This window comes from Bacillus sp. FSL H8-0534 (assembly GCF_038005885.1).
Taxonomy (GTDB): domain Bacteria; phylum Bacillota; class Bacilli; order Bacillales; family Bacillaceae_G; genus Bacillus_A; species Bacillus_A pseudomycoides.
In genome coordinates, this window is sequence record NZ_JBBOUC010000001.1 from 3010700 (window position 1) to 3035000 (window position 24301).

The following is a 24301-nucleotide window of genomic DNA, read 5'->3' on the forward strand; positions in this document are numbered from 1 at the left end:
ATTATGTCCCTAAAAATGTATCATACAATAAAAGACAATGTCAATGACATGCCGCTTACTACCTTACAAAAAGAAAACAGGAGAATCACTTTACCTCCTGCGACATATACTATGAGTTTAAAGTTGTATTTTCTCTCATTTCCATATATCGTTCAAGTTTTCTTTTCACACGCTGCAGGGCGTTATCAATAGACTTTACGTGTCTATTTAGCTGTTCTGAGATTTCTTGATAAGAGCGACCATCTAAGTATAAAGAAAGGACTTTCCTTTCTAAATCGCTTAATAATTCAGATATTTTTAGTTCTATGTCGGTATATTCTTCCTGGCTAATAATCATCTCTTCAGGATCAGTTACCTTTGCTTCTGAAATAACATCTAATAGCGTACGATCAGATTCCTCATCGTAAATCGGTTTGTCTAAAGAAACATATGAATTTAAAGGAATATGTTTTTGTCTCGTTGCTGTCTTAATAGCAGTAATAATTTGACGAGTAATACATAATTCAGCAAATGCTTTAAAAGAAGAGAGCTTGTCCTCTTTATAATCACGAATAGCTTTAAACAATCCAATCATACCTTCTTGAACAATATCTTCCCGATCGGCACCTACTAAAAAATACGATCTTGATTTTGCGCGAACAAAGTTCTTGTACTTGTGAATTAAATATTCAAGAGCATCAATATTACCTTTTCGAACTAACTCAACTATTGCCTCATCCTCTAAATCGCGAAACGTAACGTTGTTGGTACTTACGAAGCCTGTTTCCACTCTGATCCCTCCGACCGCTATTTATTTAGAAATATTATACAGTAAGCGCTTGAAGAGCGTCAATGGTTCAACGCTCTCCTCGCCTTAATTTTTCTAACTTTTCTGTAATATCTTTGCTAAATATCGTTCGCATAGCTGGTTGTTTATCTTTTACCTCTCGCGTTTGATGGCGCACTTGTTGTTCCACCGCCTGTACTTCTATCTCTAGTTCACGGGCTGATTTCCTAAGTGCTCCTTGCGCAAAAATAACCCACTGTTCTGTATAATCGGAAGTTGCAACATAAATTTGTGTATTAATGTTACGAAGCTCAATCGCGAGCTGTTCAATTTTTTCATCAGCAGTTTGATTTCTCCTTGTGAAAATAACTTCAACACGCGATTGCTTCATCTTCTTCTCAATACCTTGAACTGTATAAGCATCAAATACAATCATTACTCTTGTTCCTGTATACCCCTGATAATCCGCCATCTTATCAATTAGCGCGTCCCTTGATGCCTGTAAGTCTACATCCCTCAATTTTTTCAAGTCTCTCCAAGCCCCAATAACGTTATAACCGTCAACGATTAAAATATCGTCCATTTTTACTCACCAATTTGGTGACGTTTGCGATATACCTCGTACATTAGCAGACTAGCAGCTACTGAAGCATTTAAGGATGTAACTTTACCAACCATCGGTAAATGAATAAGGAAATCACACTTTTCACCAATAATACGGCTCATACCTTTCCCTTCACTACCAATTACTAACCCAATCGGCATATTGCCATCTAAGTTGCGATAATCTGTTTTCCCTTTTGCATCTGTGCCCGCAATCCAAAGACCACGTTCCTTTAACTCATCAATTGTTCGTGATAAATTTGTCACACGAGCAACTGGAATGTATTCAATTGCTCCTGTTGAAGCCTTTGCAACCGATGCCGTTAATCCAACTGCTCGGCGCTTTGGAATAATAATCCCATGCGCTCCCGTTGCATCTGCTGTACGCATAATAGATCCTAGGTTATGTGGGTCTTCAATTTCATCAAGAATTAAGAAGAACGGATCTTCGTTACGCTTAGCAGCTACCTCAAATAAATCTTCTAATTCCGCATACTGATATGCCGCAACTTGCGCAATCACCCCTTGATGATTTCCTTCAACAAGCTGATCTAATTTTTTCTTTGGTGCATGCTGTAAAATAATTTTATTCTCTTTCGCTAACGCTAATACAATTTGCACTTGTCCCTTGGCAGCACCTTCTGCAATCCAAATCTTATTAATATCTCGCCCTGATCGTAACGCTTCAATTACAGGGTTACGACCGATAATGTATTCACTACTCATGTTGATGCGCCTCCTTCTTTTACCTCTAATACATCAATTGCTTTATATACAAGCTCTTCTAATCGTTCACGATTGTTCAATAAATAATGATAGCCGAGCAATGCCTCGAAGGCCGTACTATGGCGATACGTTTGTACATCCGTATTTTTTGGAACAGTACCAGAATTCGCATTACGTCCTCTTCTTAGTACCGCTTCTTCTTCCTCTGTTAGAAATGCTGTCTCTAAAAAATGATAAACAACTTTCGCCTGCGCCTTTGCTGAAACAAAGCTTGTCCCTAAACGATGTAGTTGATTGGGACGAACTGTTCCTTTTTGAAGGAGGTGATAGCGGATATATTGTTCATATACCGCATCACCCATATAGGCTAACGCTAAGCTGTTCAATTGCTTTGCATCAATCATGCTTATCCTCTTTTCCATCTTGTACCTTGTGCTGTATCTTCTAAAATAATATTGCGCTCTTTTAAATCATCGCGAATTTGATCTGATAATGCGAAATCACGATTTTTACGAGCTTCAATACGTTTTTGAATTAACACTTCAATCTCTTCATCAAGTAATTCTTCTTTTGTTAATTCTAATCCTAAGATGCCAAATAATGTTTCAAACTGTTTTACATACGCCTCAAGCACAGCTTTTGATGTATGTTCTTCTAGTAAATATTGATTTGCATGGTTTGCTAAGTTATATAATTCTGTTACTGCGTTTGCTGTATTAAAATCATCATCCATCGCTGCTTCAAATGCAACTTGGAATTTCTTCATTTCAGCTAACCACTTCTCGTTATGATCCGTTAAATCCGTACTGCTTTCCATGCGATGTTTTAAATTACCGTATGCCGTTTTAATACGCTCTAACCCATTATTCGTATTCTGTAATAATTCTTCACTAAAGTTAATTGGGTGACGATAGTGAACCGATAGCATAAAGAAGCGAATTAATTGCGGATTATATTGCTTAATAATATCGTGAACTAAAATGAAGTTCCCTAATGATTTAGACATTTTTTCATTGTTAATATTAATATATCCATTATGCATCCAGTAACGTGCAAATGTTTTTCCAGTCAAAGCTTCTGATTGTGCAATCTCATTTTCATGATGTGGGAACGCTAAATCTTGACCACCAGCGTGAATATCGATTGTATCTCCCAAATATTTCCGTGCCATTGCAGAGCATTCAATATGCCATCCCGGACGACCTTTCCCCCAAGGGCTCTCCCAGAAGATCTCTCCTTCTTTCGCAGCTTTCCATAATGCAAAGTCAAGTGGATCTTGTTTCTTTTCTCCAACTTCAATACGTGCACCATGACGCAAATCTGCAATTGGTTGATGAGACAATTTGCCGTAGCCTTCAAATTCTTTCGTTTTGTAATAAACATCTCCTTCTGATTCATATGCATATCCTTTTTTCACAAGTTCCTCAATAAACTCAATAATGATATCCATATTTTCTGTTACACGAGGGTGAACTGTAGCGTGCTTGCAACCTAATGCAGTTACATCTTCAAAATACGCTTCAACAAAGCGATCTGCAATTGTTGGAACGTCCTCTCCTAGCTCATTTGCTGCTTTAATTAATTTATCATCTACATCCGTAAAATTAGAAACATATTGTACATCATACCCTTTATATTCTAAGTAGCGACGCACTGTATCAAATACCATAGGCGGTCTTGCATTTCCAATATGAATATAGTTGTATACTGTCGGCCCGCATACATACATCTTCACTTTATTTTCTTCTAAAGGAACAAACTCCTCTTTCTGACGCGTTAACGTATTATAAATGTGAATAGTCATTTTCATCCTTCCTTTCCACTTTTACTTCAAGTTGCTTTTTTAATTTCTCAAGCTCAGCTTCCATCACTTTCAATTTATCGAAAATTGGATCCGGAAGATCCGAATGGTTTAATTCCTGACCTACCTTTACTCCATTCTGAATTACGACACGACCAGGTATACCTACAACTGTCGAATGCGCAGGAACTTCTTTCAACACAACGGACCCTGCACCAATTTTGGAATTCTCTCCAACCGTAATGGATCCGAGTACTTTCGCACCAGTTGCAATAAGTACATTATCTTGAATTGTTGGATGCCTTTTTCCTTTTTCTTTCCCTGTACCACCTAATGTAACTCCTTGATAAATGGTTACATTGTCTCCAATTTCACATGTCTCCCCAATAACAACTCCCATACCATGGTCAATAAAAAAGCGGCGACCAATTGTGGCCCCTGGATGAATCTCGATACCAGTAAAAAAACGACTAACTTGTGAAATCCAACGCGCAATAAAGAAAAAATTTCGTTTATAAAAGGCGTGTGCAATTCGGTGTGCCCAAACTGCATGTAATCCAGAGTAAGTTAAAATGACTTCGAAATAACTTCGCGCCGCTGGATCTTGTTCAAAAACGACTTCAATATCTTCTCGAAGCCTCTTAAACATCGATGTCCCCTCCCCTTTATGGACTACTATTCCGAGTGAACTGATTCCCCCGCTATTGGTGGACAGTATTACCTCCACCTCATCATTCAGTGAAAGAAAAGAAGTTAGATTGGAGATGAATTACCCGTAAAGGTCCAATTGGTGAAGGCTAATAATTAGTGAGGAATGAAGCCCCACTGATTAAAGGTTCACTTTATCGCTAACTTCCTTGTTTGTTACCTAGTCTTTATCCATCTGTACAAAAACTGATACCCATACCTATTTACATGGTATAAAAAAGACGCCTCTGTCATATTGACAGAGGCGCCTTATAAGCGCGGTTCCACTCTGTTTAGGCTCAAATAAAGCCTCAAACTCATCCATGATAACGGTTTATACCGCTTCTGCTTACTTTGCGTCCTTATGACGTCCCGAAACTCTTCGTTGTTCAGCAGAAGACTCGAAGGGGCATTTCAAAAATCCACTTATAAACCACTTCCAGCCAAAAGGTGGTTCTCTCTGTAAAAAGCCTGATTTTCTACTTCTCCTTCTCGTCGCTTTCCCTTATTAGGTTTTTAAGTATTCTTATTATATTTCTAAATTCGTCAAATGTTAACCAATTACTTTACGAATACGATTTAAAACTTTTTCTTTTCCAAGAAGTGCAATTGCGTTTGGAAGTTCTGGGCCATGTGTTTGACCCGTAGTTGCAACACGAATTGGCATAAATAAATTTTTGCCTTTATGACCTGTTTCTTTTTGAACAGCTTTAATTGCCTTCTTAATTGCTGCTGGTTCTACTTCATCTAAAGCTTCTAATCCTGCTGCAAATGCACGAAGTACTTCAGGTACTTGTTCACCTTTTAATACTTCTTGTCCTTCTTCTTCATAGTCTACATGATCTTTGAAGAACATTTCAGAAAGCTCTACAATTTCAGCTCCAAAGCTCATTTGTTCATGGTATAAAGCAATTACACCACGAACCCAAACCTGTTCTTGTTCGCTTAAGTTTTCACTTACACGACCAGCTTTCACTAAATGCGGTAAGCTTAATGCAACAACAGCATCTAGATCTTGCTTTTTCATATATTGATTGTTCATCCATTTTAGTTTTTGAGAATCGAATAATGCAGGTGATTTTGATAAACGTGCCGCATCAAACATTTCAATAAACTCATCTTTAGAGAAGATTTCTTCCTCCCCTACTGGTGACCAACCAAGTAATGCGATAAAGTTAAAAATCGCTTCTGGAAGATATCCAAGCGCTTGATATTGTTCAATAAATTGAATAATAGATTCATCACGTTTACTTAATTTTTTACGGCTCTCATTTACGATTAATGTCATATGACCGAATTGTGGGATATCCCATCCAAATGCTTCATAAATCATCATTTGTTTCGGTGTGTTAGAGATATGGTCATCGCCACGAAGAACATGTGTGATTTCCATTAAATGATCATCTACCGCTACTGCAAAATTATAAGTTGGAATACCATCTTTTTTCACAATAACGAAATCACCAAAGTCATTTGAGTGGAAAGCAACTTCATCTTTTACGACATCCTTAAACGTGTAGTCGCGGTCAGCTGGTACACGGAAACGAATACTTGGAATGCGGCCTTCTGCTTCAAATTGCTTGATTTGTTCTTCTGTTAAATCACGGTGATTACCTGCATAACGAGGTGTTTCACCACGAGCAATTTGTCCTTCACGCTCTGCTTCTAATTCCTCTTCTGTCATGTAACATTTATAAGCTAAACCACGTTCTAGCAAATCTTCATATAACTTTTTATAAATATCTAAACGTTCTGTTTGACGATATGGTCCATATTCACCACCAACATCAACACCTTCATCCCAGTCCATACCGAGCCATTTCAAGTATTTTAATTGGCTTTCTTCACCACCAGCAACATTACGTTTTACATCAGTATCTTCAATACGAATAATAAACTTGCCATCTTGATGACGAGCAAATAAATAATTAAATAATGCCGTACGCGCATTTCCGATATGTAAGTGTCCTGTTGGACTTGGCGCATAGCGTACTCTCACTTGCTTTTCCATAATTGGTACACCTTCCATTCTTAATGTCAACACATTCTATAATTGTACACCAAAAAAATCTGATTATCCATCTTACGAATCAAAAACAACTATTTTTTCTGTAATAATACAACTGCTTGAGAAGCAATCCCTTCTTCTCTTCCTGTAAATCCTAATTTTTCAGTTGTTGTTGCCTTCACATTAATATTGCCTATAGAAGTTTCTAATAACTCACTAATACGCTTACGCATATTTTCAATATGTGGTGCCATTTTCGGCTTCTGCGCAATAATTGTACAATCTAAATTACCTAACTCATACCCTTGTTCACGCACAAACTCCCAAACTTTTTGCAATAACACCGCTGAATCTGCATCCTTAAAGGCAGGATCTGTATCTGGAAAATGTTTTCCGATGTCACCTGCAGCAATTGCTCCTAAACATGCATCAGCAATTGTATGTAATAGTACATCTGCATCTGAGTGACCTAACAAACCTTTTTCATGCGGAATCGTAATTCCACCGATAATTAACGGTCTACCTTCTGCAAATTCATGTACATCAAAGCCTTGTCCAATTCGAAACATTTTACATCCTCCTCAAGCTAAACTACTGAACGTTATGATTCTATATTATATCTATGCACCTATAAAGAAAAGCCCGGCAGTAACCGGGCTTTTCTTTATATTCTTTCTACTACCCCTTCTGAACACGCAAGAAACTTTCAGCAATTAATAAATCCTCTGGCGTTGTCACTTTAATATTGTAATAACTACCCTCTACTACGCCCACTTCCTTACCAATACGTTCTACAAGACTTGCATCATCTGTACCAAGGAAACATCCCTGTTTTGCACTTTGATGCGCTTCTAGTAAAAGTGGAACAGAAAATCCTTGAGGTGTTTGTACGGCTCTCAACTGAGAACGTTCAACTGTTTCAACAACTGTATTTTGTTCTACCCGTTTTACTGTGTCCTTTACAGGTACCGCGCAAATCGAAGCACCTTTCCGCTTCGCTGCAATCAATACATCACGGGTCATTTTATTCGTTACAAACGGACGTGCTCCATCATGTACAAGAACATACTCGGTTTGCTTCACATATTGAAGTGCATTATATACACTATCTTGTCTTTCAGCCCCACCTTGGATAAACTGCACACTCTTTTGAATCGGATATCTCTGTATTAACCCTTCAAAATAGGAACGTTCTTCTTCATTAATTGCCATAATAATATTTTTACATGCTTCATCTTTTTCAAAAACACGTAATGTATGCACAATAATAGGCACTTCATTAATAAGCAAAAATAATTTATTTTTACCAGCACCCATTCGCTTTCCTCGGCCCGCGGCCGGAATAATTAATGTATACATGCTAATAATCCTCTACTTATAATGCTTTTTCTAGTAATTTTCGCTTTGCAAAAATCATACGACCAGCAGATGTTTGTAGTACACTCGTAACGAGTACATCAAGTTGTGAGCCAACATATTCTCGACCATCTTCTACTACAATCATCGTACCATCATCTAAATAAGCAACACCTTGATTTTGCTCTTTTCCATCTTTGACAACATAAACGCTTAGTTCTTCACCGGGAAGTACAACTGGCTTAATTGCATTTGCTAAATCATTAATGTTTAGAACTGTTACTCCTTGTAGTTCAGAAACTTTATTTAAGTTAAAATCATTTGTGACAACAGTACCACCAGTTACTTTCGCTAATTTCACAAGCTTGCTATCCACTTCTTGAATATCTTCGAAATCGCCTTCATAAATCTCTACTGGAATTGGCATCTCTTTTTGAATACGGTTTAAAATATCTAATCCTCTACGTCCTCGATTACGCTTTAATGCATCCGAAGAATCAGCAATATGTTGCAACTCCTCTAATACAAACTGAGGAATGACAATCGTTCCTTCTAGGAATTTCGTTTGACAAATATCAGCAATACGTCCATCAATAATTACACTAGTATCAAGAATTTTCCAATGCGAAAAAGATTCCTCTACTCCTGTTTCCGTTTCAGCCTCTTCATTATCACTATTGTTATTTTTCTTCTTGCCACCGCGTTGTGGTAGTGTAAATAATCCTAACAATTCATTTCTCTTTTTAAATCCTACCTGGAATCCTAAGTAACCAAGTAGAAGTGTAAAGAAGATTTGCAATACAGTACTAATGACTGGAATTGTAAATTCACGAATTGGTATCAAAATTAAATACGCAACAATAAGACCTGAGATTAATCCTAGCGTGCCAAATAAAACATCTGTTACAGGCGCCTTTACAAGAGCTTCCTCAATATGTTTAATAAGCTGAACAATATAATCTACGAGCCAAAATGTTGTTAAAAATAAAATAATTGCACCAATAATTGCACGAACATATGAGCCCTCCAGTAACGGGATTGCACCCATGTCCAATACATTAATAACTTTCGGGATTAAATAAATCCCTAACGCTCCTCCGATTACTAAAACGAAGAGCTGTACGATCCGTTTTAACATCCAACCACCTCCTACTCATTATTAACCATTGTTTTGCTAATCAAAACGCCGAATGCAAAAGCGGACGTGTCTTTTTATAAATTGGTTTATTTACCAATATATCATATCATATACCAAAAATGTGCTAGTGTCGTTATATTATGAAATCAATGTAATATTCTTAATTGTGTCTACTCATATATAAATGCTCTTGGATTCGTTTTAAACCTTCTCGTATTTTTTTCGCCCGAACTTCTCCAATTCCTTCTACATCATCTAACTCATTAATACTTGCACGACAAACGCCTTGCAATGTTTTAAATCGATTGATCAAATTTTCAATAATAAGAGGTGGTACCCGAGAAATTTTACTTGTAATCCTATATCCTCTCGGTGTAACACTTTCCTCTAAACTCATTTGCCCTGGGTAACCAAGCAATTTCACTAAATCACTATCTTCTAAAAGCTGTGCATTTGCAAGTTCCTGTAATTTTTTTAAAATTTGATAGTGATCCTGCGTCTTTTCTTGATAGTAGTCTTTAATTAATAATGCTGCCTCTGCTTCCAAATCAGCCAACAGCTCAGTAAGCTGTAAACGAATAAGTCTACCTTCTGTTCCTAATTCATGAATATAACTTAGAATTTCATTCTTAATACGGAGTACCATCTCGACACTATGTAGGACGTGGACCACTTCAGACATCGTAACAACTTCCTCAAATTCTAGAATACCCAAGTTCGTAATACCATCATTCCATACTGCTTTATATTTTTCTAAAGTTTGAATAGCCTGATTTGCCTTTGTTAAAATAACGCCTATGTCTTTTAGTGTATAACGTAAACCTCCCTGATATAGCGTAATTACGTTACGTCTTTGTGAAATAGCAACAACAAGACTTCCTGTTTGCTTCGCTACACGTTCTGCTGTGCGATGACGCATTCCTGTTTCAATGGAATCAATAGATGACTCGGGAACTAACTGTGCATTTGCAATTAAAATTTTACTTCCCGTCTCATTTAAAATAAGAGCTCCATCCATTTTTGCTAGTTCGTATAAACTAGCGGGAGAGAATGCACAATTAATGTGAAATCCTCCATCAACAATGCTTTTAATTTGATCATTATACCCAAGGACAATTAAGCCACCTGTTTGCGCACGAAGTACATTATCTATGCCTTCTCGCAAAGGTGTCCCTGGTGCAACAAGCTGCAAAATATTAATCATACTTTTGACACGTTGCTTGTTTTCTTCCATAGCCTAGCCTCCTAATGTCAAACGAAGCGCCTCTCCTAAATTAGAAACACCAACTACTTCAATCCCCTCAGGAATTGTCCAACCCCCTAAATTTTTTTTCGGGATTATGGCACGCTGAAATCCTAATTTAGCCGCTTCTTGTACTCGTTGTTCAATTCTCGATACCCTTCTTACTTCTCCAGTTAACCCAACTTCTCCTATTACCGCATCGGTCGGGGCAGTTGACTTATCTCGAAAACTCGATGCAATACTTAAAGCCACTGCCAAATCAATTGCTGGTTCATCCAATCTCAATCCTCCAGCAACCTTTAAATACGCATCTTGGTTTTGCAATAATAAACCTGCTCTTTTTTCTAGCACTGCCATAATAAGCGATACACGATTATGATCAATCCCTGTAGCCATTCTTCGTGGATTTCCAAAACTAGTAGGAGAAATTAATGCTTGTATTTCTACTAAAACAGGCCTTGTCCCTTCCATAGAAGCAACAACTGTAGAGCCAGCAACTCCAACAGGTCTTTCTTCTAGAAAAATTTCAGAAGGATTTAATACTTCCGCAAGACCGAGTTCCTTCATTTCAAAAATACCCATCTCATTTGTAGAACCAAAGCGATTTTTAACCGCTCGCAAAATACGATATGTATGATGACGGTCTCCTTCAAAATAAAGAACCGCATCCACCATATGTTCTAACATACGCGGTCCTGCAATTGCCCCTTCTTTCGTTACATGTCCTACGATAAAAATTGGAATTCCTTTCGTTTTTGCAAGTTTCATCAGTTCCGCTGTACATTCACGTACTTGCGAAACACTACCTGGTGCTGAGGTTACTTCTGGCAAATAAATAGTTTGAATGGAATCAATGACAACAAAGGAAGGGTTCATTTCATCGATATGTGCCGCAATTCGCTGTAAATCTGTTTCCGAAACAACAAATAAGTTGCTTCCATTTACATGTAGACGATCTGCACGAAGTTTAATTTGTTTTGCTGATTCTTCACCAGATATATACAATACATCATACGAAGAATCTGCTAATTGCGATGATATTTGTAGTAGTAAGGTTGATTTTCCAATTCCAGGATCTCCTCCAATAAGTACGAGGGAACCGTCAACAATTCCTCCACCGAGTACACGATTAAATTCTTGAAATTTTGTTTCAATCCGTGCCTCTGACTTTGTTTCTACTTCTGTAAGACGCCTTGGCTTTGTTACTTCCGTTTGAATCGCATTTGCATAGTTGATGCGACGCGATGATACAACTTGTTCCATCTCTTCGACAAGCGTATTCCATTGCCCACATCCAGGGCACTTACCCATATATTTTGGTGACTGATAACCACATTCTTGACATATAAATTTCGTTTTCTTTTTAGCCATCTTGTTTTTACTTCACTTCACTTTCATCTATAAACATACATCCTTCTCGTACAAGAAAGAGGGCTATTATTTAGCCCTCCTTGTTTGTCTATACTTATTTTACCTTTTCTGCACTGCGAATGACAAATGATTCCCCTTCGGCGTCAAAGACAACTTTTTGACCTTTCTCAATTGCTCCTTTTAGAAGTTCTTCTGACAATCGATCTTCCACATGTTTTTGGATTGCTCGACGAAGTGGACGAGCACCATACTCACGATCGAATCCTTTATCAGCAATCGCTTCAATTGCTGTACTTGTTAACTCTAATTCAATCTCTTGTTCTTTTAACCGATTTACTAATTGATTAACCATAAGCGTTACAATTTCTTGAATATGTTTTTTCTCAAGCATATGGAAAACAATGATTTCATCAATACGGTTTAAGAACTCTGGACGAAATGCTTTTTTCAATTCATCCATTACTTTACCCTTCATATCTGAATAATCACGACTCTCATCTTGTACGTTAAAACCGAGATGTTTATTACGTTTTAATGCTTCGGCACCAACGTTAGATGTCATAATAACAATTGTATTTCGGAAATCAACTGTACGCCCTTTAGAGTCTGTTAAACGCCCATCTTCTAGCACTTGCAGTAAAATGTTAAATACATCTGGATGTGCCTTCTCTACTTCATCTAACAGCACGACAGAATATGGTTTGCGACGAACTTTTTCTGTTAATTGGCCGCCTTCTTCATATCCCACATATCCTGGGGGAGACCCCACTAAGCGAGAAGTAGAATGTTTCTCCATATACTCAGACATATCAATACGAATCATTGCATCTTCATCACCAAACATAGATTCTGCTAATGCACGCGCAAGCTCCGTTTTACCTACACCAGTCGGTCCTAAGAAAATAAATGAACCAATTGGGCGTTTCGGATCTTTTAAACCCGCTCTTGCGCGGCGCACTGCTTTCGCTACTGCGACAACAGCTTCATCTTGGCCAATTACACGGTCATGTAAAATGGATTCTAGATTCAATAATTTATTTGTTTCTGTTTGTGCAAGTTTAGAAACCGGAATACGCGTCCACGTAGAAACAACATTTGCAATGTCTTCTACTGTTACTTCTGAATTTTCTTTTCCTTGCTGCTCTTTCCACTGACGTTTTGTATCCTCTAATTTTTCACGTAAACGTTGTTCCATATCTCGTAAAGAAGCTGCCTTTTCAAATTCTTGGCTCTGTACGGCTGCATCCTTTTCTTTTCGAATTTCTTCAAGTTTCACTTCAAGTTCTTTTAAATCTGGTGGTGTTGTATAAGAACGTAAGCGTACTTTTGAAGCTGCTTCATCGATTAAGTCAATTGCTTTATCAGGTAAGAAACGATCTGTAATATAACGATCCGAAAGTTTTACAGCTGCTTCAATTGCATCATCTGTAATGGAAACGCGGTGATGCGCCTCGTAACGATCGCGTAACCCTCTTAAAATTTGAATCGATTCTTCTAAGCTTGGCTCGTCAACATGAATTGGTTGGAAACGTCTTTCTAGTGCTGCATCTTTTTCAATGTATTTACGATACTCATCTAATGTTGTCGCCCCAATACATTGCAATTCACCACGTGCTAATGATGGTTTCAAAATATTGGATGCGTCAATTGCACCTTCTGCACCACCTGCACCAATTAATGTATGAAGTTCATCAATAAATAGAATGATATTACCAGCTTGGCGAATTTCATCCATCACTTTCTTTAAACGATCCTCAAACTCACCACGGTATTTCGTGCCAGCAACAACTGTACCCATATCTAACGTCATAACACGCTTATCGCGTAATGTTTCTGGAACTTCATTATTTACAATTTGCTGTGCTAGACCTTCAGCAATTGCTGTTTTACCTACCCCAGGTTCTCCAATTAATACTGGGTTATTCTTAGTTCTACGGCTCAATACTTCAATAACACGTTGAATCTCTTTACTACGGCCAATAACAGGATCTAAGCGTCCTTCACGTGCAACAACTGTCAAATCTCGCGCTAAACTATCAAGCGTTGGTGTATTTGCATTTGCTGATGCACCACCTTGATGGCCTGATGTAGCTTCATTGCTTCCAAGGAGCTGCAATACTTGTTGTCTTGCTTTGTTTAAACTTACGCCTAAGTTATTTAAAACACGCGCTGCAACACCTTCACCTTCACGGATCAATCCTAGTAAAATATGTTCCGTTCCAACATAAGAATGACCTAGCTTACGTGCCTCATCCATTGATAACTCAATTACTTTTTTGGCACGCGGTGTATAATGAACAGTTTGAGACATCTCTGTTCCACGACCAATTAATGCCTCTACCTCTTTTTGTACCTTCTCTGGACTTAGCCCAAGAGCAATTAACGCTTTAGCTGCAATTCCTTCCCCTTCGCGTACAAGCCCAAGTAAAATATGTTCTGTACCAATATTATTATGCCCAATGCGAATTGCTTCTTCTTGAGATAAAGCTAATACTTTCTGTGCTCTTTCTGTAAATCTTCCAAACATCATAGAAATCGCCTCCTACTTGCGCTCAATTTTGTTCAATTCGTAGTCTTTCACGGATTAATGTCGCCCTTCGATAATCCCTTTCTTCTGGGCTTAAAGGACCTCCTGCGTATTGCTGTAAAATTCCTGGCTGAGTTAGTACCATTAACTCTGTTAAAATATTTCTTGATATATTTTTTATATAATCAAGATCAATACCTAACCGCATATCTGACAGACAAGTAGCAGCTTCTGCCGATTGAATTAATCGACTATTAGCCAGTACACCGTAAGAACGATATACTCGGTCTTCAAGTTCAATACTTGAATTTTTCATAATTAGTTCTCGAGCTACTCTCTCTTGTTGTATAAGCTGATGAACAACACTCTCTAAATCTGCTATAATATCTTCTTCTGATTTTCCTAATGTCATTTGATTAGAAACTTGAAATATATTACCTAAGGCTTCGCTACCTTCACCGTATATTCCTCTTACGACTAAACCTAATTGTTGAATTGCTTGTATAATACGATTTATCCGTTTCGTCAAAACAAGTGCTGGTAAATGCATCATTACAGAAGCTCGTAACCCCGTACCAACATTTGTGGGGCAACTGGTAATATAGCCAAGCGATTCATCAAAAGCATATTCAACTGCTTTTTCAATCCATGTATCCATTTTGTTTGCGCTTTGCAGTGCTTCTGATAATTGCAGCCCTGAGAATAAACATTGAATTCGCACATGATCTTCTTCATTAAGCATCACACTTATATGTTCACTTTCTGATAGTAGACAAGTACCAAATTCCGTTCCAGCAAGATTAGGACTAATTAAATGTTTTTCTACTAAAACTCTTCGCTGAAGCGGTTTTAGTTCATTCATTTTTAATAGTTCAAAATTCCCGAGGGATTTCACTTTCTGATTTACAAACTTCTTTTGAAATAAATTAGTAATCTGCTTAGCTTCTTCATCAGTTTGCATAATAGGGAAATGATAATCTTTTAAATTACGAGCCAAACGAATACGACTACTTAAAACAATATCAGAATCGGGGCCATCTCCCCTCATCCACGGACTAATTGCTTCATTCATAATACGATCCAGTGACATAGAACTATTCCCCCCCTCTATGCTCACTAAGCTGATTTTCAATACTTCGGATTTGATCACGCGTTTGAGCTGCTTTTTCAAATTCTTCTTTCTGTATACATTGCTTTAATTTTAATTTTAGTTCATCTAATTCTTTCTTTAGATGAATATTTCCTCCCATACGCTCGGGAATTTTTCCACAATGATTTGTATGACCACCATGAAGCCGCTTCAACATTGGCTTTAGTTGTTCCTTAAATGTCTCATAACAAGAAGCACATCCAAAGCGACCTACTTTTGCAAATTGTTTATATGTCATATTACAAGTTGAACATCGTAATACTCTTGCATCTGAAAAACTATCCTCTTGGTTTTCAAACATTGATGGTTCTCCATGTAGCAATCCAGCTAGTAAGTCATGGAAGGAAAAACTAGATTGTGGTGATTGAAAGAAAGACGTATAGCCATTTTGCTCTGCACATTGCTCACAAAGATGAACTTCCGTCTTTTGTCCGTTTATTACTTTTGTATAATGTAATGCTGCTGGTCTTATATTACAATTTTGACAAGTCATCTTATATCCCCACCTTTACAATAGGAACGATCTACCTCATGATACTTTTTATACACCACTAGATTATTTTTTTCACTGAATCTTGTCTGTAAAAAGTCCCACTATAAAATGAATTACCACTAAAAACATTTCTTAACAAAAGCTGTATTTATTTATATTTCAGTGTCCTTAACATTGCGCATAATATCCGAGCCCTAAGTTCATCTCTAGAAGGTAAATCCATTAATAATACAGATCGATCTAATACGCTCAGCATAAGTTTTGCTTCCCGATTGGTCACAATATCTTCTTCCACTAATCGTATAATGATACTTTCCGCATTCCCTTGCGCAATACTATGCTCGATCATATGAAGCATTTGATCAATAATGTCTATATCGTCATGCAATTTGACTTTGATAATGCGAATGTAACCTCCTCCGCCTCGTTTACTTTCAACTACAAATCCTCTTTCTAACGTAAAGCGAGTATTGATTACATAATTAATTTGAGACGGAACACAATCAAATCGATCCGCAACCTCATTTCTCTTAATCTCAATCACATTATTATTGCTTAAGTCAATAACTTGCTTTAGATATTGCTCAATGATATCAGATATATTTCTCATTTATCCGCCACCTTTATTGACTTTGACTATCTTTGACTTTAATTATATACGTATTAAAGAAATTTGCAACTCTTTTGCTTCCTCACTATCCTAGCCAAAATTTCTTTTCTTTAATCACTACGTTTATATTTTATACAACAGAATTAACTTCTCATTTTTATTTGTACGTATTAATACCAAATAAAAATATACAAAAAAGCACGAGTCAATTGACTCGTGCTTTAATTGCTTGGCGACGTCCTACTCTCACAGGGACAAGGTCCCAACTACCATCGGCGCTAGAGAGCTTAACTTCCGTGTTCGGTATGGGAACGGGTGTGACCTCTCTGCCATCATCACCAAACTATTGAAGGTATATTCCTTCAAAACTAGATAACATTTGCTTCATATTATATGGTTAAGTCCTCGATCTATTAGTATTCGTCAGCTCCACATGTCACCATGCTTCCACCTCGAACCTATCAACCTGATCATCTTTCAGGGATCTTACTAGCTTACGCTATGGGAAATCTCATCTTGAGGGGGGCTTCATGCTTAGATGCTTTCAGCACTTATCCCTTCCGCACATAGCTACCCAGCTATGCCCTTGGCAGAACAACTGGTACACCAGCGGTGCGTCCATCCCGGTCCTCTCGTACTAAGGACAGCTCCTCTCAAATTTCCTACGCCCACGACGGATAGGGACCGAACTGTCTCACGACGTTCTGAACCCAGCTCGCGTACCGCTTTAATGGGCGAACAGCCCAACCCTTGGGACCGACTACAGCCCCAGGATGCGATGAGCCGACATCGAGGTGCCAAACCTCCCCGTCGATGTGGACTCTTGGGGGAGATAAGCCTGTTATCCCCGGGGTAGCTTTTATCCGTTGAGCGATGGCCCTTCCATGCGGAACCACCGGATCACTAAGCCCGACTTTCGTCCCTGCTCGACTTGTAGGTCTCGCAGTCAAGCTCCCTTATGCCTTTGCACTCTACGAATGATTTCCAACCATTCTGAGGGAACCTTTGGGCGCCTCCGTTACACTTTAGGAGGCGACCGCCCCAGTCAAACTGCCCACCTGACACTGTCTCCCGGGTCGATAAGACCCGTAGGTTAGAATTTCAATACAGTCAGGGCGGTATCCCACCAGCGCCTCCACCGAAGCTAGCGCTCCGGCTTCAAAGGCTCCCGCCTATCCTGTACAAACTGTACCAAAATTCAATATCAGGCTACAGTAAAGCTCCACGGGGTCTTTCCGTCCTGTCGCGGGTAACCTGCATCTTCACAGGTACTATAATTTCACCGAGTCTCTGGTTGAGACAGTGCCCAAATCGTTACACCTTTCGTGCGGGTCGGAACTTACCCGACAAGGAATTTCGCTACCTTAGGACCGTTATAGTTACGGCCGCCGTTTACTGGGGCTTCAGTTCAGAGCTTCGCTTACGCTAACCCCTCTCCTTAACCTTCCAGCACCGGGCAGGTGTCAGCCCCTATACTTCGCCTTACGGCTTCGCAGAGACCTGTGTTTTTGCTAAACAGTCGCTTGGGCCTATTCACTGCGGCTTTCCGTTAAGAAAGCACCCCTTCTCCCGAAGTTACGGGGTCATTTTGCCGAGTTCCTTAACCAGAGTTCTCTCGCACACCTTAGGATTCTCTCCTCGCCTACCTGTGTCGGTTTGCGGTACAGGCACCTTTTATCTCGCTAGAAGCTTTTCTTGGCAGCGGGGAATCAAAGACTTCGCTCCATAAGGAGCTTCCCCATCACAGCTCAGCCTTCACGATAAGCGGATTTGCCTACTTATCAGCCTAACTGCTTGGACGTGCACAACCAATCGCACGCTTCTTCTATCCTTCTGCGTCCCTCCATTGCTCAAACGATAAAGAGGTGGTACAGGAATATCAACCTGTTGTCCATCGCCTACGCCTGTCGGCCTCGGCTTAGGTCCTGACTAACCCTGAGCGGACGAGCCTTCCTCAGGAAACCTTAGGCATTCGGTGGACGGGATTCTCACCCGTCTTTCGCTACTCATACCGGCATTCTCACTTCTAAGCGCTCCACCAGTCCTTACGGTCTGACTTCACTGCCCTTAGAACGCTCCCCTACCACTGATACCATAGGTATCAATTCGCAGCTTCGGTGGTGTATTTAGCCCCGGTACATTTTCGGCGCAGAGTCACTCGACTAGTGAGCTATTACGCACTCTTTAAATGGTGGCTGCTTCTAAGCCAACATCCTAGTTGTCTAAGCAACTCCACATCCTTTTCCACTTAATACACACTTTGGGACCTTAGCTGGCGATCTGGGCTGTTTCCCTCTTGACTACGGATCTTATCACTCGCAGTCTGACTCCTAAGGATAAGTCATTGGCATTCGGAGTTTGACTGAATTCGGTAATCCGATGAGGACCCCTAGTTCAATCAGTGCTCTACCTCCAAGACTCTTACACTTAAGGCTAGCCCTAAAGCTATTTCGGGGAGAACCAGCTATCTCCAGGTTCGATTGGAATTTCTCCGCTACCCACACCTCATCCCCGCACTTTTCAACGTGCGTGGGTTCGGGCCTCCATTCAGTGTTACCTGAACTTCACCCTGGACATGGGTAGATCACCTGGTTTCGGGTCTACGACCACGTACTAAACGCCCTATTCAGACTCGCTTTCGCTACGGCTCCGCCTCTTCAGCTTAACCTCGCACGGGATCGTAACTCGCCGGTTCATTCTACAAAAGGCACGCCATCACCCATTAACGGGCTCTGACTATTTGTAGGCACACGGTTTCAGGATCTCTTTCACTCCCCTTCCGGGGTGCTTTTCACCTTTCCCTCACGGTACTGGTTCACTATCGATCACTAGGTAGTATTTAGCCTTGGGAGATGGTCCTCCCAGATTCCGACGGAATTTCACGTGTTCCGCCGTACTCAGGATACATTCAAGAGAGAACGAAGTTTCGACTACGGGGTTGTTACCCTCTATGACGAGCCTTTCCAGGCTGCTTCGTCTACCTCGTTCCTTTGTAACTCCGTATAGAATGTCCTACAACCCCAAGAGGCAAGCCTCTTGGTTTGGGCTAGATTCCGTTTCGCTCGCCGCTACTCAGGAAATCGCATTTGCTTTCTCTTCCTCCAGGTACTTAGATGTTTCAGTTCCCTGGGTCTGTCTTCCTTACCCTATGTATTCAGGTAAGGATACCATACCATTACGTATGGTGGGTTTCCCCATTCGGAAATCTTCGGATCAAAGCTTACTTACAGCTCCCCGAAGCATATCGGCGTTAGTCCCGTCCTTCATCGACTCCTAGTGTCAAGGCATCCACCGTGCGCCCTTTCTAACTTAACCAAACTAAAATTAAAAAATATGAGCTACACTGTTATCTAGTTTTCAAAGAACATACATTTATTTCTGAGAGATAGTTCTCTCAAAACTGAACAAAACGAAACACGGAAACTTATATTGATGAACAGCGTTCATCAATTCTCCATAGAAAGGAGGTGATCCAGCCGCACCTTCCGATACGGCTACCTTGTTACGACTTCACCCCAATCATCTGTCCCACCTTAGGCGGCTGGCTCCAAAAAGGTTACCCCACCGACTTCGGGTGTTACAAACTCTCGTGGTGTGACGGGCGGTGTGTACAAGGCCCGGGAACGTATTCACCGCGGCATGCTGATCCGCGATTACTAGCGATTCCAGCTTCATGTAGGCGAGTTGCAGCCTACAATCCGAACTGAGAACGGTTTTATGAGATTAGCTCCACCTCGCGGTCTTGCAGCTCTTTGTACCGTCCATTGTAGCACGTGTGTAGCCCAGGTCATAAGGGGCATGATGATTTGACGTCATCCCCACCTTCCTCCGGTTTGTCACCGGCAGTCACCTTAGAGTGCCCAACTTAATGATGGCAACTAAGATCAAGGGTTGCGCTCGTTGCGGGACTTAACCCAACATCTCACGACACGAGCTGACGACAACCATGCACCACCTGTCACTCTGCCCCCGAAGGGGAAGCCCTATCTCTAGGGTTGTCAGAGGATGTCAAGACCTGGTAAGGTTCTTCGCGTTGCTTCGAATTAAACCACATGCTCCACCGCTTGTGCGGGCCCCCGTCAATTCCTTTGAGTTTCAGCCTTGCGGCCGTACTCCCCAGGCGGAGTGCTTAATGCGTTAACTTCAGCACTAAAGGGCGGAAACCCTCTAACACTTAGCACTCATCGTTTACGGCGTGGACTACCAGGGTATCTAATCCTGTTTGCTCCCCACGCTTTCGCGCCTCAGTGTCAGTTACAGACCAGAAAGTCGCCTTCGCCACTGGTGTTCCTCCATATCTCTACGCATTTCACCGCTACACATGGAATTCCACTTTCCTCTTCTGCACTCAAGTCTCCCAGTTTCCAATGACCCTCCACGGTTGAGCCGTGGGCTTTCACATCAGACTTAAGAAACCACCTGCGCGCGCTTTACGCCCAATAATTCCGGATAACGCTTGCCACCTACGTATTACCGCGGCTGCTGGCACGTAGTTAGCCGTGGCTTTCTGGTTAGGTACCGTCAAGGTGCCAGCTTATTCAACTAGCACTTGTTCTTCCCTAACAACAGAGTTTTACGACCCGAAAGCCTTCATCACTCACGCGGCGTTGCTCCGTCAGACTTTCGTCCATTGCGGAAGATTCCCTACTGCTGCCTCCCGTAGGAGTCTGGGCCGTGTCTCAGTCCCAGTGTGGCCGATCACCCTCTCAGGTCGGCTACGCATCGTTGCCTTGGTGAGCCGTTACCTCACCAACTAGCTAATGCGACGCGGGTCCATCCATAAGTGACAGCCGAAGCCGCCTTTGAATTTCGCACCATGCGGTGCAAAATGTTATCCGGTATTAGCCCCGGTTTCCCGGAGTTATCCCAGTCTTATGGGCAGGTTACCCACGTGTTACTCACCCGTCCGCCGCTAACTTCATAAGAGCAAGCTCTTAATCCATTCGCTCGACTTGCATGTATTAGGCACGCCGCCAGCGTTCATCCTGAGCCAGGATCAAACTCTCCAATAAAGTTAGTTTGTCTAGCATCTAAAATAAAAATTGACGTTTCACGTTGTTTGTTTCGTTCAGTTTTCAAAGAACTTTTGGTGGAGCCTAGCGGGATCGAACCGCTGACCTCCTGCGTGCAAGGCAGGCGCTCTCCCAGCTGAGCTAAGGCCCCAAAATAAGTATCGGGAAGACAGGATTTGAACCTGCGACCCCCTGGTCCCAAACCAGGTGCTCTACCAAGCTGAGCCACTTCCCGAAGGAAAAACGCGCCCGAGAGGACTCGAACCCCTAACCTTTTGATCCGTAGTCAAACGCTCTATCCAATTGAGCTACGGGCGCATATGGTGCCGAGGGCGGGGGTCGAACCCGCACGGTGGTCACCCACCGCAGGATTTTAAGTCCTGTGCGTCTGCCTGTTCCGCCACCCCGGCATATCATATTGTAAATTGGAGCGGAAGACGGGATTCGAACCCGCGACCCCAACCTTGGCAAGGTTGTATTCTACCACTGAACTACTTCCGCTCGGTATGAAATTGGTTTCGCTTATAAAGTGCGGGTGAAGGGAGTCGAACCCCCACGCCAAAGGCGCCAGATCCTAAGTCTGGTGCGTCTGCCAATTCCGCCACACCCGCGAATTATTATAAATGGTGAGCCATGAAGGACTCGAACCTTCGACCCTCTGATTAAAAGTCAGATGCTCTACCAACTGAGCTAATGGCTCGTACAAGAAAAACTGGTGCCGGCTAGAGGACTTGAACCCCCAACCTACTGATTACAAGTCAGTTGCTCTACCAATTGAGCTAAGCCGGCGTATATGGTGGAGGATGACGGGATCGAACCGCCGACCCCCTGCTTGTAAGGCAGGTGCTCTCCCAGCTGAGCTAATCCTCCATTTGCCTGGCAACGTCCTACTCTCACAGGGACAAGGTCCCAACTACCATCGGCGCTAGAGAGCTTAACTTCCGTGTTCGGTATGGGAACGGGTGTGACCTCTCTGCCATCATTACCAGACTTTTATTATTATACACATTCCTTACGGAATGTCAACAGGAATTTTAAATATATATTCCTTCAAAACTAGATAACATTTGCTTCATATTATATGGTTAAGTCCTCGATCTATTAGTATTCGTCAGCTCCACATGTCACCATGCTTCCACCTCGAACCTATCAACCTGATCATCTTTCAGGGATCTTACTAGCTTACGCTATGGGAAATCTCATCTTGAGGGGGGCTTCATGCTTAGATGCTTTCAGCACTTATCCCTTCCGCACATAGCTACCCAGCTATGCCCTTGGCAGAACAACTGGTACACCAGCGGTGCGTCCATCCCGGTCCTCTCGTACTAAGGACAGCTCCTCTCAAATTTCCTACGCCCACGACGGATAGGGACCGAACTGTCTCACGACGTTCTGAACCCAGCTCGCGTACCGCTTTAATGGGCGAACAGCCCAACCCTTGGGACCGACTACAGCCCCAGGATGCGATGAGCCGACATCGAGGTGCCAAACCTCCCCGTCGATGTGGACTCTTGGGGGAGATAAGCCTGTTATCCCCGGGGTAGCTTTTATCCGTTGAGCGATGGCCCTTCCATGCGGAACCACCGGATCACTAAGCCCGACTTTCGTCCCTGCTCGACTTGTAGGTCTCGCAGTCAAGCTCCCTTATGCCTTTGCACTCTACGAATGATTTCCAACCATTCTGAGGGAACCTTTGGGCGCCTCCGTTACACTTTAGGAGGCGACCGCCCCAGTCAAACTGCCCACCTGACACTGTCTCCCGGGTCGATAAGACCCGTAGGTTAGAATTTCAATACAGTCAGGGCGGTATCCCACCAGCGCCTCCACCGAAGCTAGCGCTCCGGCTTCAAAGGCTCCCGCCTATCCTGTACAAACTGTACCAAAATTCAATATCAGGCTACAGTAAAGCTCCACGGGGTCTTTCCGTCCTGTCGCGGGTAACCTGCATCTTCACAGGTACTATAATTTCACCGAGTCTCTGGTTGAGACAGTGCCCAAATCGTTACACCTTTCGTGCGGGTCGGAACTTACCCGACAAGGAATTTCGCTACCTTAGGACCGTTATAGTTACGGCCGCCGTTTACTGGGGCTTCAGTTCAGAGCTTCGCTTACGCTAACCCCTCTCCTTAACCTTCCAGCACCGGGCAGGTGTCAGCCCCTATACTTCGCCTTACGGCTTCGCAGAGACCTGTGTTTTTGCTAAACAGTCGCTTGGGCCTATTCACTGCGGCTTTCCGTTAAGAAAGCACCCCTTCTCCCGAAGTTACGGGGTCATTTTGCCGAGTTCCTTAACCAGAGTTCTCTCGCACACCTTAGGATTCTCTCCTCGCCTACCTGTGTCGGTTTGCGGTACAGGCACCTTTTATCTCGCTAGAAGCTTTTCTTGGCAGCGGGGAATCAAAGACTTCGCTCCATAAGGAGCTTCCCCATCACAGCTCAGCCTTCACGATAAGCGGATTTGCCTACTTATCAGCCTAACTGCTTGGACGTGCACAACCAATCGCACGCTTCTTCTATCCTTCTGCGTCCCTCCATTGCTCAAACGATAAAGAGGTGGTACAGGAATATCAACCTGTTGTCCATCGCCTACGCCTGTCGGCCTCGGCTTAGGTCCTGACTAACCCTGAGCGGACGAGCCTTCCTCAGGAAACCTTAGGCATTCGGTGGACGGGATTCTCACCCGTCTTTCGCTACTCATACCGGCATTCTCACTTCTAAGCGCTCCACCAGTCCTTACGGTCTGACTTCACTGCCCTTAGAACGCTCCCCTACCACTGATACCATAGGTATCAATTCGCAGCTTCGGTGGT

The 24301-nt window shown here is 41.8% G+C and carries 16 protein-coding genes, 9 tRNA genes, 5 rRNA genes and 1 other annotated feature (1 of these 31 only partly in view); all 30 genes read right to left on the reverse strand.

Going from position 1 to position 24301, the window contains the following annotated elements; translation table 11 throughout:
- Positions 1–109: 109 nt before the first annotated feature.
- Positions 110–769 (reverse strand): RNA polymerase sporulation sigma factor SigH, encoded by a 660-nt coding sequence (locus tag MHH71_RS15430; protein ID WP_003194323.1) that lies wholly within the window; start codon positions 767–769, stop codon positions 110–112.
- A 67-nt stretch (positions 770–836) separates the two neighbouring features.
- Entirely contained in the window at positions 837–1349 is a 513-nt protein-coding gene (locus MHH71_RS15435) for an NYN domain-containing protein (protein WP_006093115.1), read from the reverse strand.
- A gap of 2 nt (positions 1350–1351) precedes the next feature.
- Entirely contained in the window at positions 1352–2095 is a 744-nt protein-coding gene (rlmB, locus tag MHH71_RS15440; RefSeq protein ID WP_003194319.1) for a 23S rRNA (guanosine(2251)-2'-O)-methyltransferase RlmB, read from the reverse strand.
- Positions 2092–2499 carry a Mini-ribonuclease 3 gene (locus tag MHH71_RS15445; RefSeq protein WP_003205491.1) on the reverse strand — a complete coding sequence of 136 codons (408 nt, stop codon included), beginning with the start codon at positions 2497–2499 and terminating at the stop codon, positions 2092–2094. The genes rlmB and MHH71_RS15445 overlap by 4 nt, the downstream gene beginning before the upstream one ends.
- A 2-nt stretch (positions 2500–2501) precedes the next feature.
- A complete protein-coding gene (cysS, locus tag MHH71_RS15450; RefSeq protein ID WP_018767351.1) occupies positions 2502–3899 on the reverse strand; it encodes a cysteine--tRNA ligase in 1398 nt (465 codons plus the stop codon).
- Positions 3880–4545, reverse strand: a complete 666-nt coding sequence (gene cysE, locus MHH71_RS15455; RefSeq protein WP_003194315.1) for a serine O-acetyltransferase — start codon at positions 4543–4545, stop codon at positions 3880–3882. Before cysE ends, cysS begins: the two co-directional genes overlap by 20 nt.
- A 296-nt stretch (positions 4546–4841) precedes the next feature.
- Positions 4842–5088, reverse strand: a binding site (T-box leader).
- Between the two features lie 48 nt (positions 5089–5136).
- A complete protein-coding gene (gene gltX / locus MHH71_RS15460; protein ID WP_018767352.1) occupies positions 5137–6594 on the reverse strand; it encodes a glutamate--tRNA ligase in 1458 nt (485 codons plus the stop codon).
- Positions 6595–6683: 89 nt separating this feature from the next.
- Complete coding sequence (gene ispF, locus MHH71_RS15465) at positions 6684–7160, reverse strand: 2-C-methyl-D-erythritol 2,4-cyclodiphosphate synthase (protein ID WP_003205484.1); 477 nt, start codon at positions 7158–7160, stop codon at positions 6684–6686.
- A gap of 109 nt (positions 7161–7269) precedes the next feature.
- Complete coding sequence (ispD, locus tag MHH71_RS15470; protein ID WP_006093092.1) at positions 7270–7950, reverse strand: 2-C-methyl-D-erythritol 4-phosphate cytidylyltransferase; 681 nt, start codon at positions 7948–7950, stop codon at positions 7270–7272.
- Positions 7951–7966: 16 nt separating this feature from the next.
- The gene (locus tag MHH71_RS15475) at positions 7967–9085 is read right to left on the reverse strand and encodes a PIN/TRAM domain-containing protein (protein WP_003194307.1); all 1119 of its coding nucleotides are present in this window, start codon (positions 9083–9085) and stop codon (positions 7967–7969) included.
- Positions 9086–9245: 160 nt separating this feature from the next.
- Positions 9246–10319: a DNA integrity scanning diadenylate cyclase DisA gene (disA, locus tag MHH71_RS15480; protein WP_003194305.1), complete on the reverse strand. Its 1074-nt coding sequence runs from the start codon at positions 10317–10319 to the stop codon at positions 9246–9248.
- Between the two features lie 3 nt (positions 10320–10322).
- Positions 10323–11699 (reverse strand): DNA repair protein RadA, encoded by a 1377-nt coding sequence (gene radA / locus MHH71_RS15485; RefSeq protein WP_006093091.1) that lies wholly within the window; start codon positions 11697–11699, stop codon positions 10323–10325.
- Between the two features lie 94 nt (positions 11700–11793).
- Positions 11794–14229, reverse strand: coding sequence for an ATP-dependent protease ATP-binding subunit ClpC (gene clpC, locus MHH71_RS15490; RefSeq protein WP_006093090.1), 2436 nt, complete (start codon positions 14227–14229; stop codon positions 11794–11796).
- Positions 14230–14251: 22 nt separating this feature from the next.
- Positions 14252–15316 carry a protein arginine kinase gene (locus tag MHH71_RS15495; protein WP_006093089.1) on the reverse strand — a complete coding sequence of 355 codons (1065 nt, stop codon included), beginning with the start codon at positions 15314–15316 and terminating at the stop codon, positions 14252–14254.
- A 4-nt stretch (positions 15317–15320) separates the two neighbouring features.
- Positions 15321–15869, reverse strand: a complete 549-nt coding sequence (locus tag MHH71_RS15500; protein WP_006093088.1) for a UvrB/UvrC motif-containing protein — start codon at positions 15867–15869, stop codon at positions 15321–15323.
- Positions 15870–16017: 148 nt separating this feature from the next.
- Positions 16018–16479 (reverse strand): CtsR family transcriptional regulator, encoded by a 462-nt coding sequence (locus MHH71_RS15505; RefSeq protein ID WP_006093087.1) that lies wholly within the window; start codon positions 16477–16479, stop codon positions 16018–16020.
- Positions 16480–16706: 227 nt separating this feature from the next.
- Positions 16707–16822, reverse strand: a 5S ribosomal RNA gene (gene rrf, locus MHH71_RS15510).
- A 50-nt stretch (positions 16823–16872) separates the two neighbouring features.
- Positions 16873–19794, reverse strand: a 23S ribosomal RNA gene (locus MHH71_RS15515).
- Positions 19795–19939: 145 nt separating this feature from the next.
- Positions 19940–21491: ribosomal RNA gene (locus MHH71_RS15520) — 16S ribosomal RNA — on the reverse strand.
- A gap of 75 nt (positions 21492–21566) precedes the next feature.
- Positions 21567–21642 (reverse strand) — tRNA-Ala (locus MHH71_RS15525).
- A gap of 10 nt (positions 21643–21652) precedes the next feature.
- Positions 21653–21726, reverse strand: a tRNA-Pro gene (locus MHH71_RS15530).
- Between the two features lie 9 nt (positions 21727–21735).
- Positions 21736–21809 (reverse strand) — tRNA-Arg (locus tag MHH71_RS15535).
- Positions 21810–21812: 3 nt separating this feature from the next.
- Positions 21813–21901, reverse strand: a tRNA-Leu gene (locus tag MHH71_RS15540).
- 16 nt (positions 21902–21917) lie between these two features.
- Positions 21918–21992, reverse strand: a tRNA-Gly gene (locus MHH71_RS15545).
- Positions 21993–22021: 29 nt separating this feature from the next.
- A tRNA-Leu gene (locus MHH71_RS15550) sits at positions 22022–22102 on the reverse strand.
- A gap of 13 nt (positions 22103–22115) precedes the next feature.
- Positions 22116–22191 (reverse strand) — tRNA-Lys (locus MHH71_RS15555).
- 13 nt (positions 22192–22204) lie between these two features.
- Positions 22205–22280, reverse strand: a tRNA-Thr gene (locus tag MHH71_RS15560).
- A gap of 5 nt (positions 22281–22285) precedes the next feature.
- A tRNA-Val gene (locus tag MHH71_RS15565) sits at positions 22286–22361 on the reverse strand.
- A gap of 4 nt (positions 22362–22365) precedes the next feature.
- Positions 22366–22481, reverse strand: a 5S ribosomal RNA gene (gene rrf, locus MHH71_RS15570).
- Positions 22482–22572: 91 nt separating this feature from the next.
- Positions 22573–24301, reverse strand: a 23S ribosomal RNA gene (locus tag MHH71_RS15575) (it continues 1193 nt past the right edge of the window).
- Together the 16S, 23S and 5S rRNA genes with 9 tRNA genes alongside form the textbook arrangement of a ribosomal RNA operon.

What these genes read in the sequence shown, in the direction of transcription:
- MHH71_RS15435 (WP_006093115.1), bottom strand. Translation starts at nt 1,349, where the DNA reads ATGGACGATATTTTAATCGTTGACGGTTATAACGTTATTGGGGCTTGG.
- rlmB (WP_003194319.1), bottom strand. Translation starts at nt 2,095, where the DNA reads ATGAGTAGTGAATACATTATCGGTCGTAACCCTGTAATTGAAGCGTTA.
- MHH71_RS15445 (WP_003205491.1), bottom strand. Translation starts at nt 2,499, where the DNA reads ATGATTGATGCAAAGCAATTGAACAGCTTAGCGTTAGCCTATATGGGT.
- cysS (WP_018767351.1), bottom strand. Translation starts at nt 3,899, where the DNA reads ATGACTATTCACATTTATAATACGTTAACGCGTCAGAAAGAGGAGTTT.
- cysE (WP_003194315.1), bottom strand. Translation starts at nt 4,545, where the DNA reads ATGTTTAAGAGGCTTCGAGAAGATATTGAAGTCGTTTTTGAACAAGAT.
- gltX (WP_018767352.1), bottom strand. Translation starts at nt 6,594, where the DNA reads ATGGAAAAGCAAGTGAGAGTACGCTATGCGCCAAGTCCAACAGGACAC.
- ispF (WP_003205484.1), bottom strand. Translation starts at nt 7,160, where the DNA reads ATGTTTCGAATTGGACAAGGCTTTGATGTACATGAATTTGCAGAAGGT.
- ispD (WP_006093092.1), bottom strand. Translation starts at nt 7,950, where the DNA reads ATGTATACATTAATTATTCCGGCCGCGGGCCGAGGAAAGCGAATGGGT.
- MHH71_RS15475 (WP_003194307.1), bottom strand. Translation starts at nt 9,085, where the DNA reads ATGTTAAAACGGATCGTACAGCTCTTCGTTTTAGTAATCGGAGGAGCG.
- disA (WP_003194305.1), bottom strand. Translation starts at nt 10,319, where the DNA reads ATGGAAGAAAACAAGCAACGTGTCAAAAGTATGATTAATATTTTGCAG.
- radA (WP_006093091.1), bottom strand. Translation starts at nt 11,699, where the DNA reads ATGGCTAAAAAGAAAACGAAATTTATATGTCAAGAATGTGGTTATCAG.
- clpC (WP_006093090.1), bottom strand. Translation starts at nt 14,229, where the DNA reads ATGATGTTTGGAAGATTTACAGAAAGAGCACAGAAAGTATTAGCTTTA.
- MHH71_RS15495 (WP_006093089.1), bottom strand. Translation starts at nt 15,316, where the DNA reads ATGTCACTGGATCGTATTATGAATGAAGCAATTAGTCCGTGGATGAGG.
- MHH71_RS15500 (WP_006093088.1), bottom strand. Translation starts at nt 15,869, where the DNA reads ATGACTTGTCAAAATTGTAATATAAGACCAGCAGCATTACATTATACA.
- MHH71_RS15505 (WP_006093087.1), bottom strand. Translation starts at nt 16,479, where the DNA reads ATGAGAAATATATCTGATATCATTGAGCAATATCTAAAGCAAGTTATT.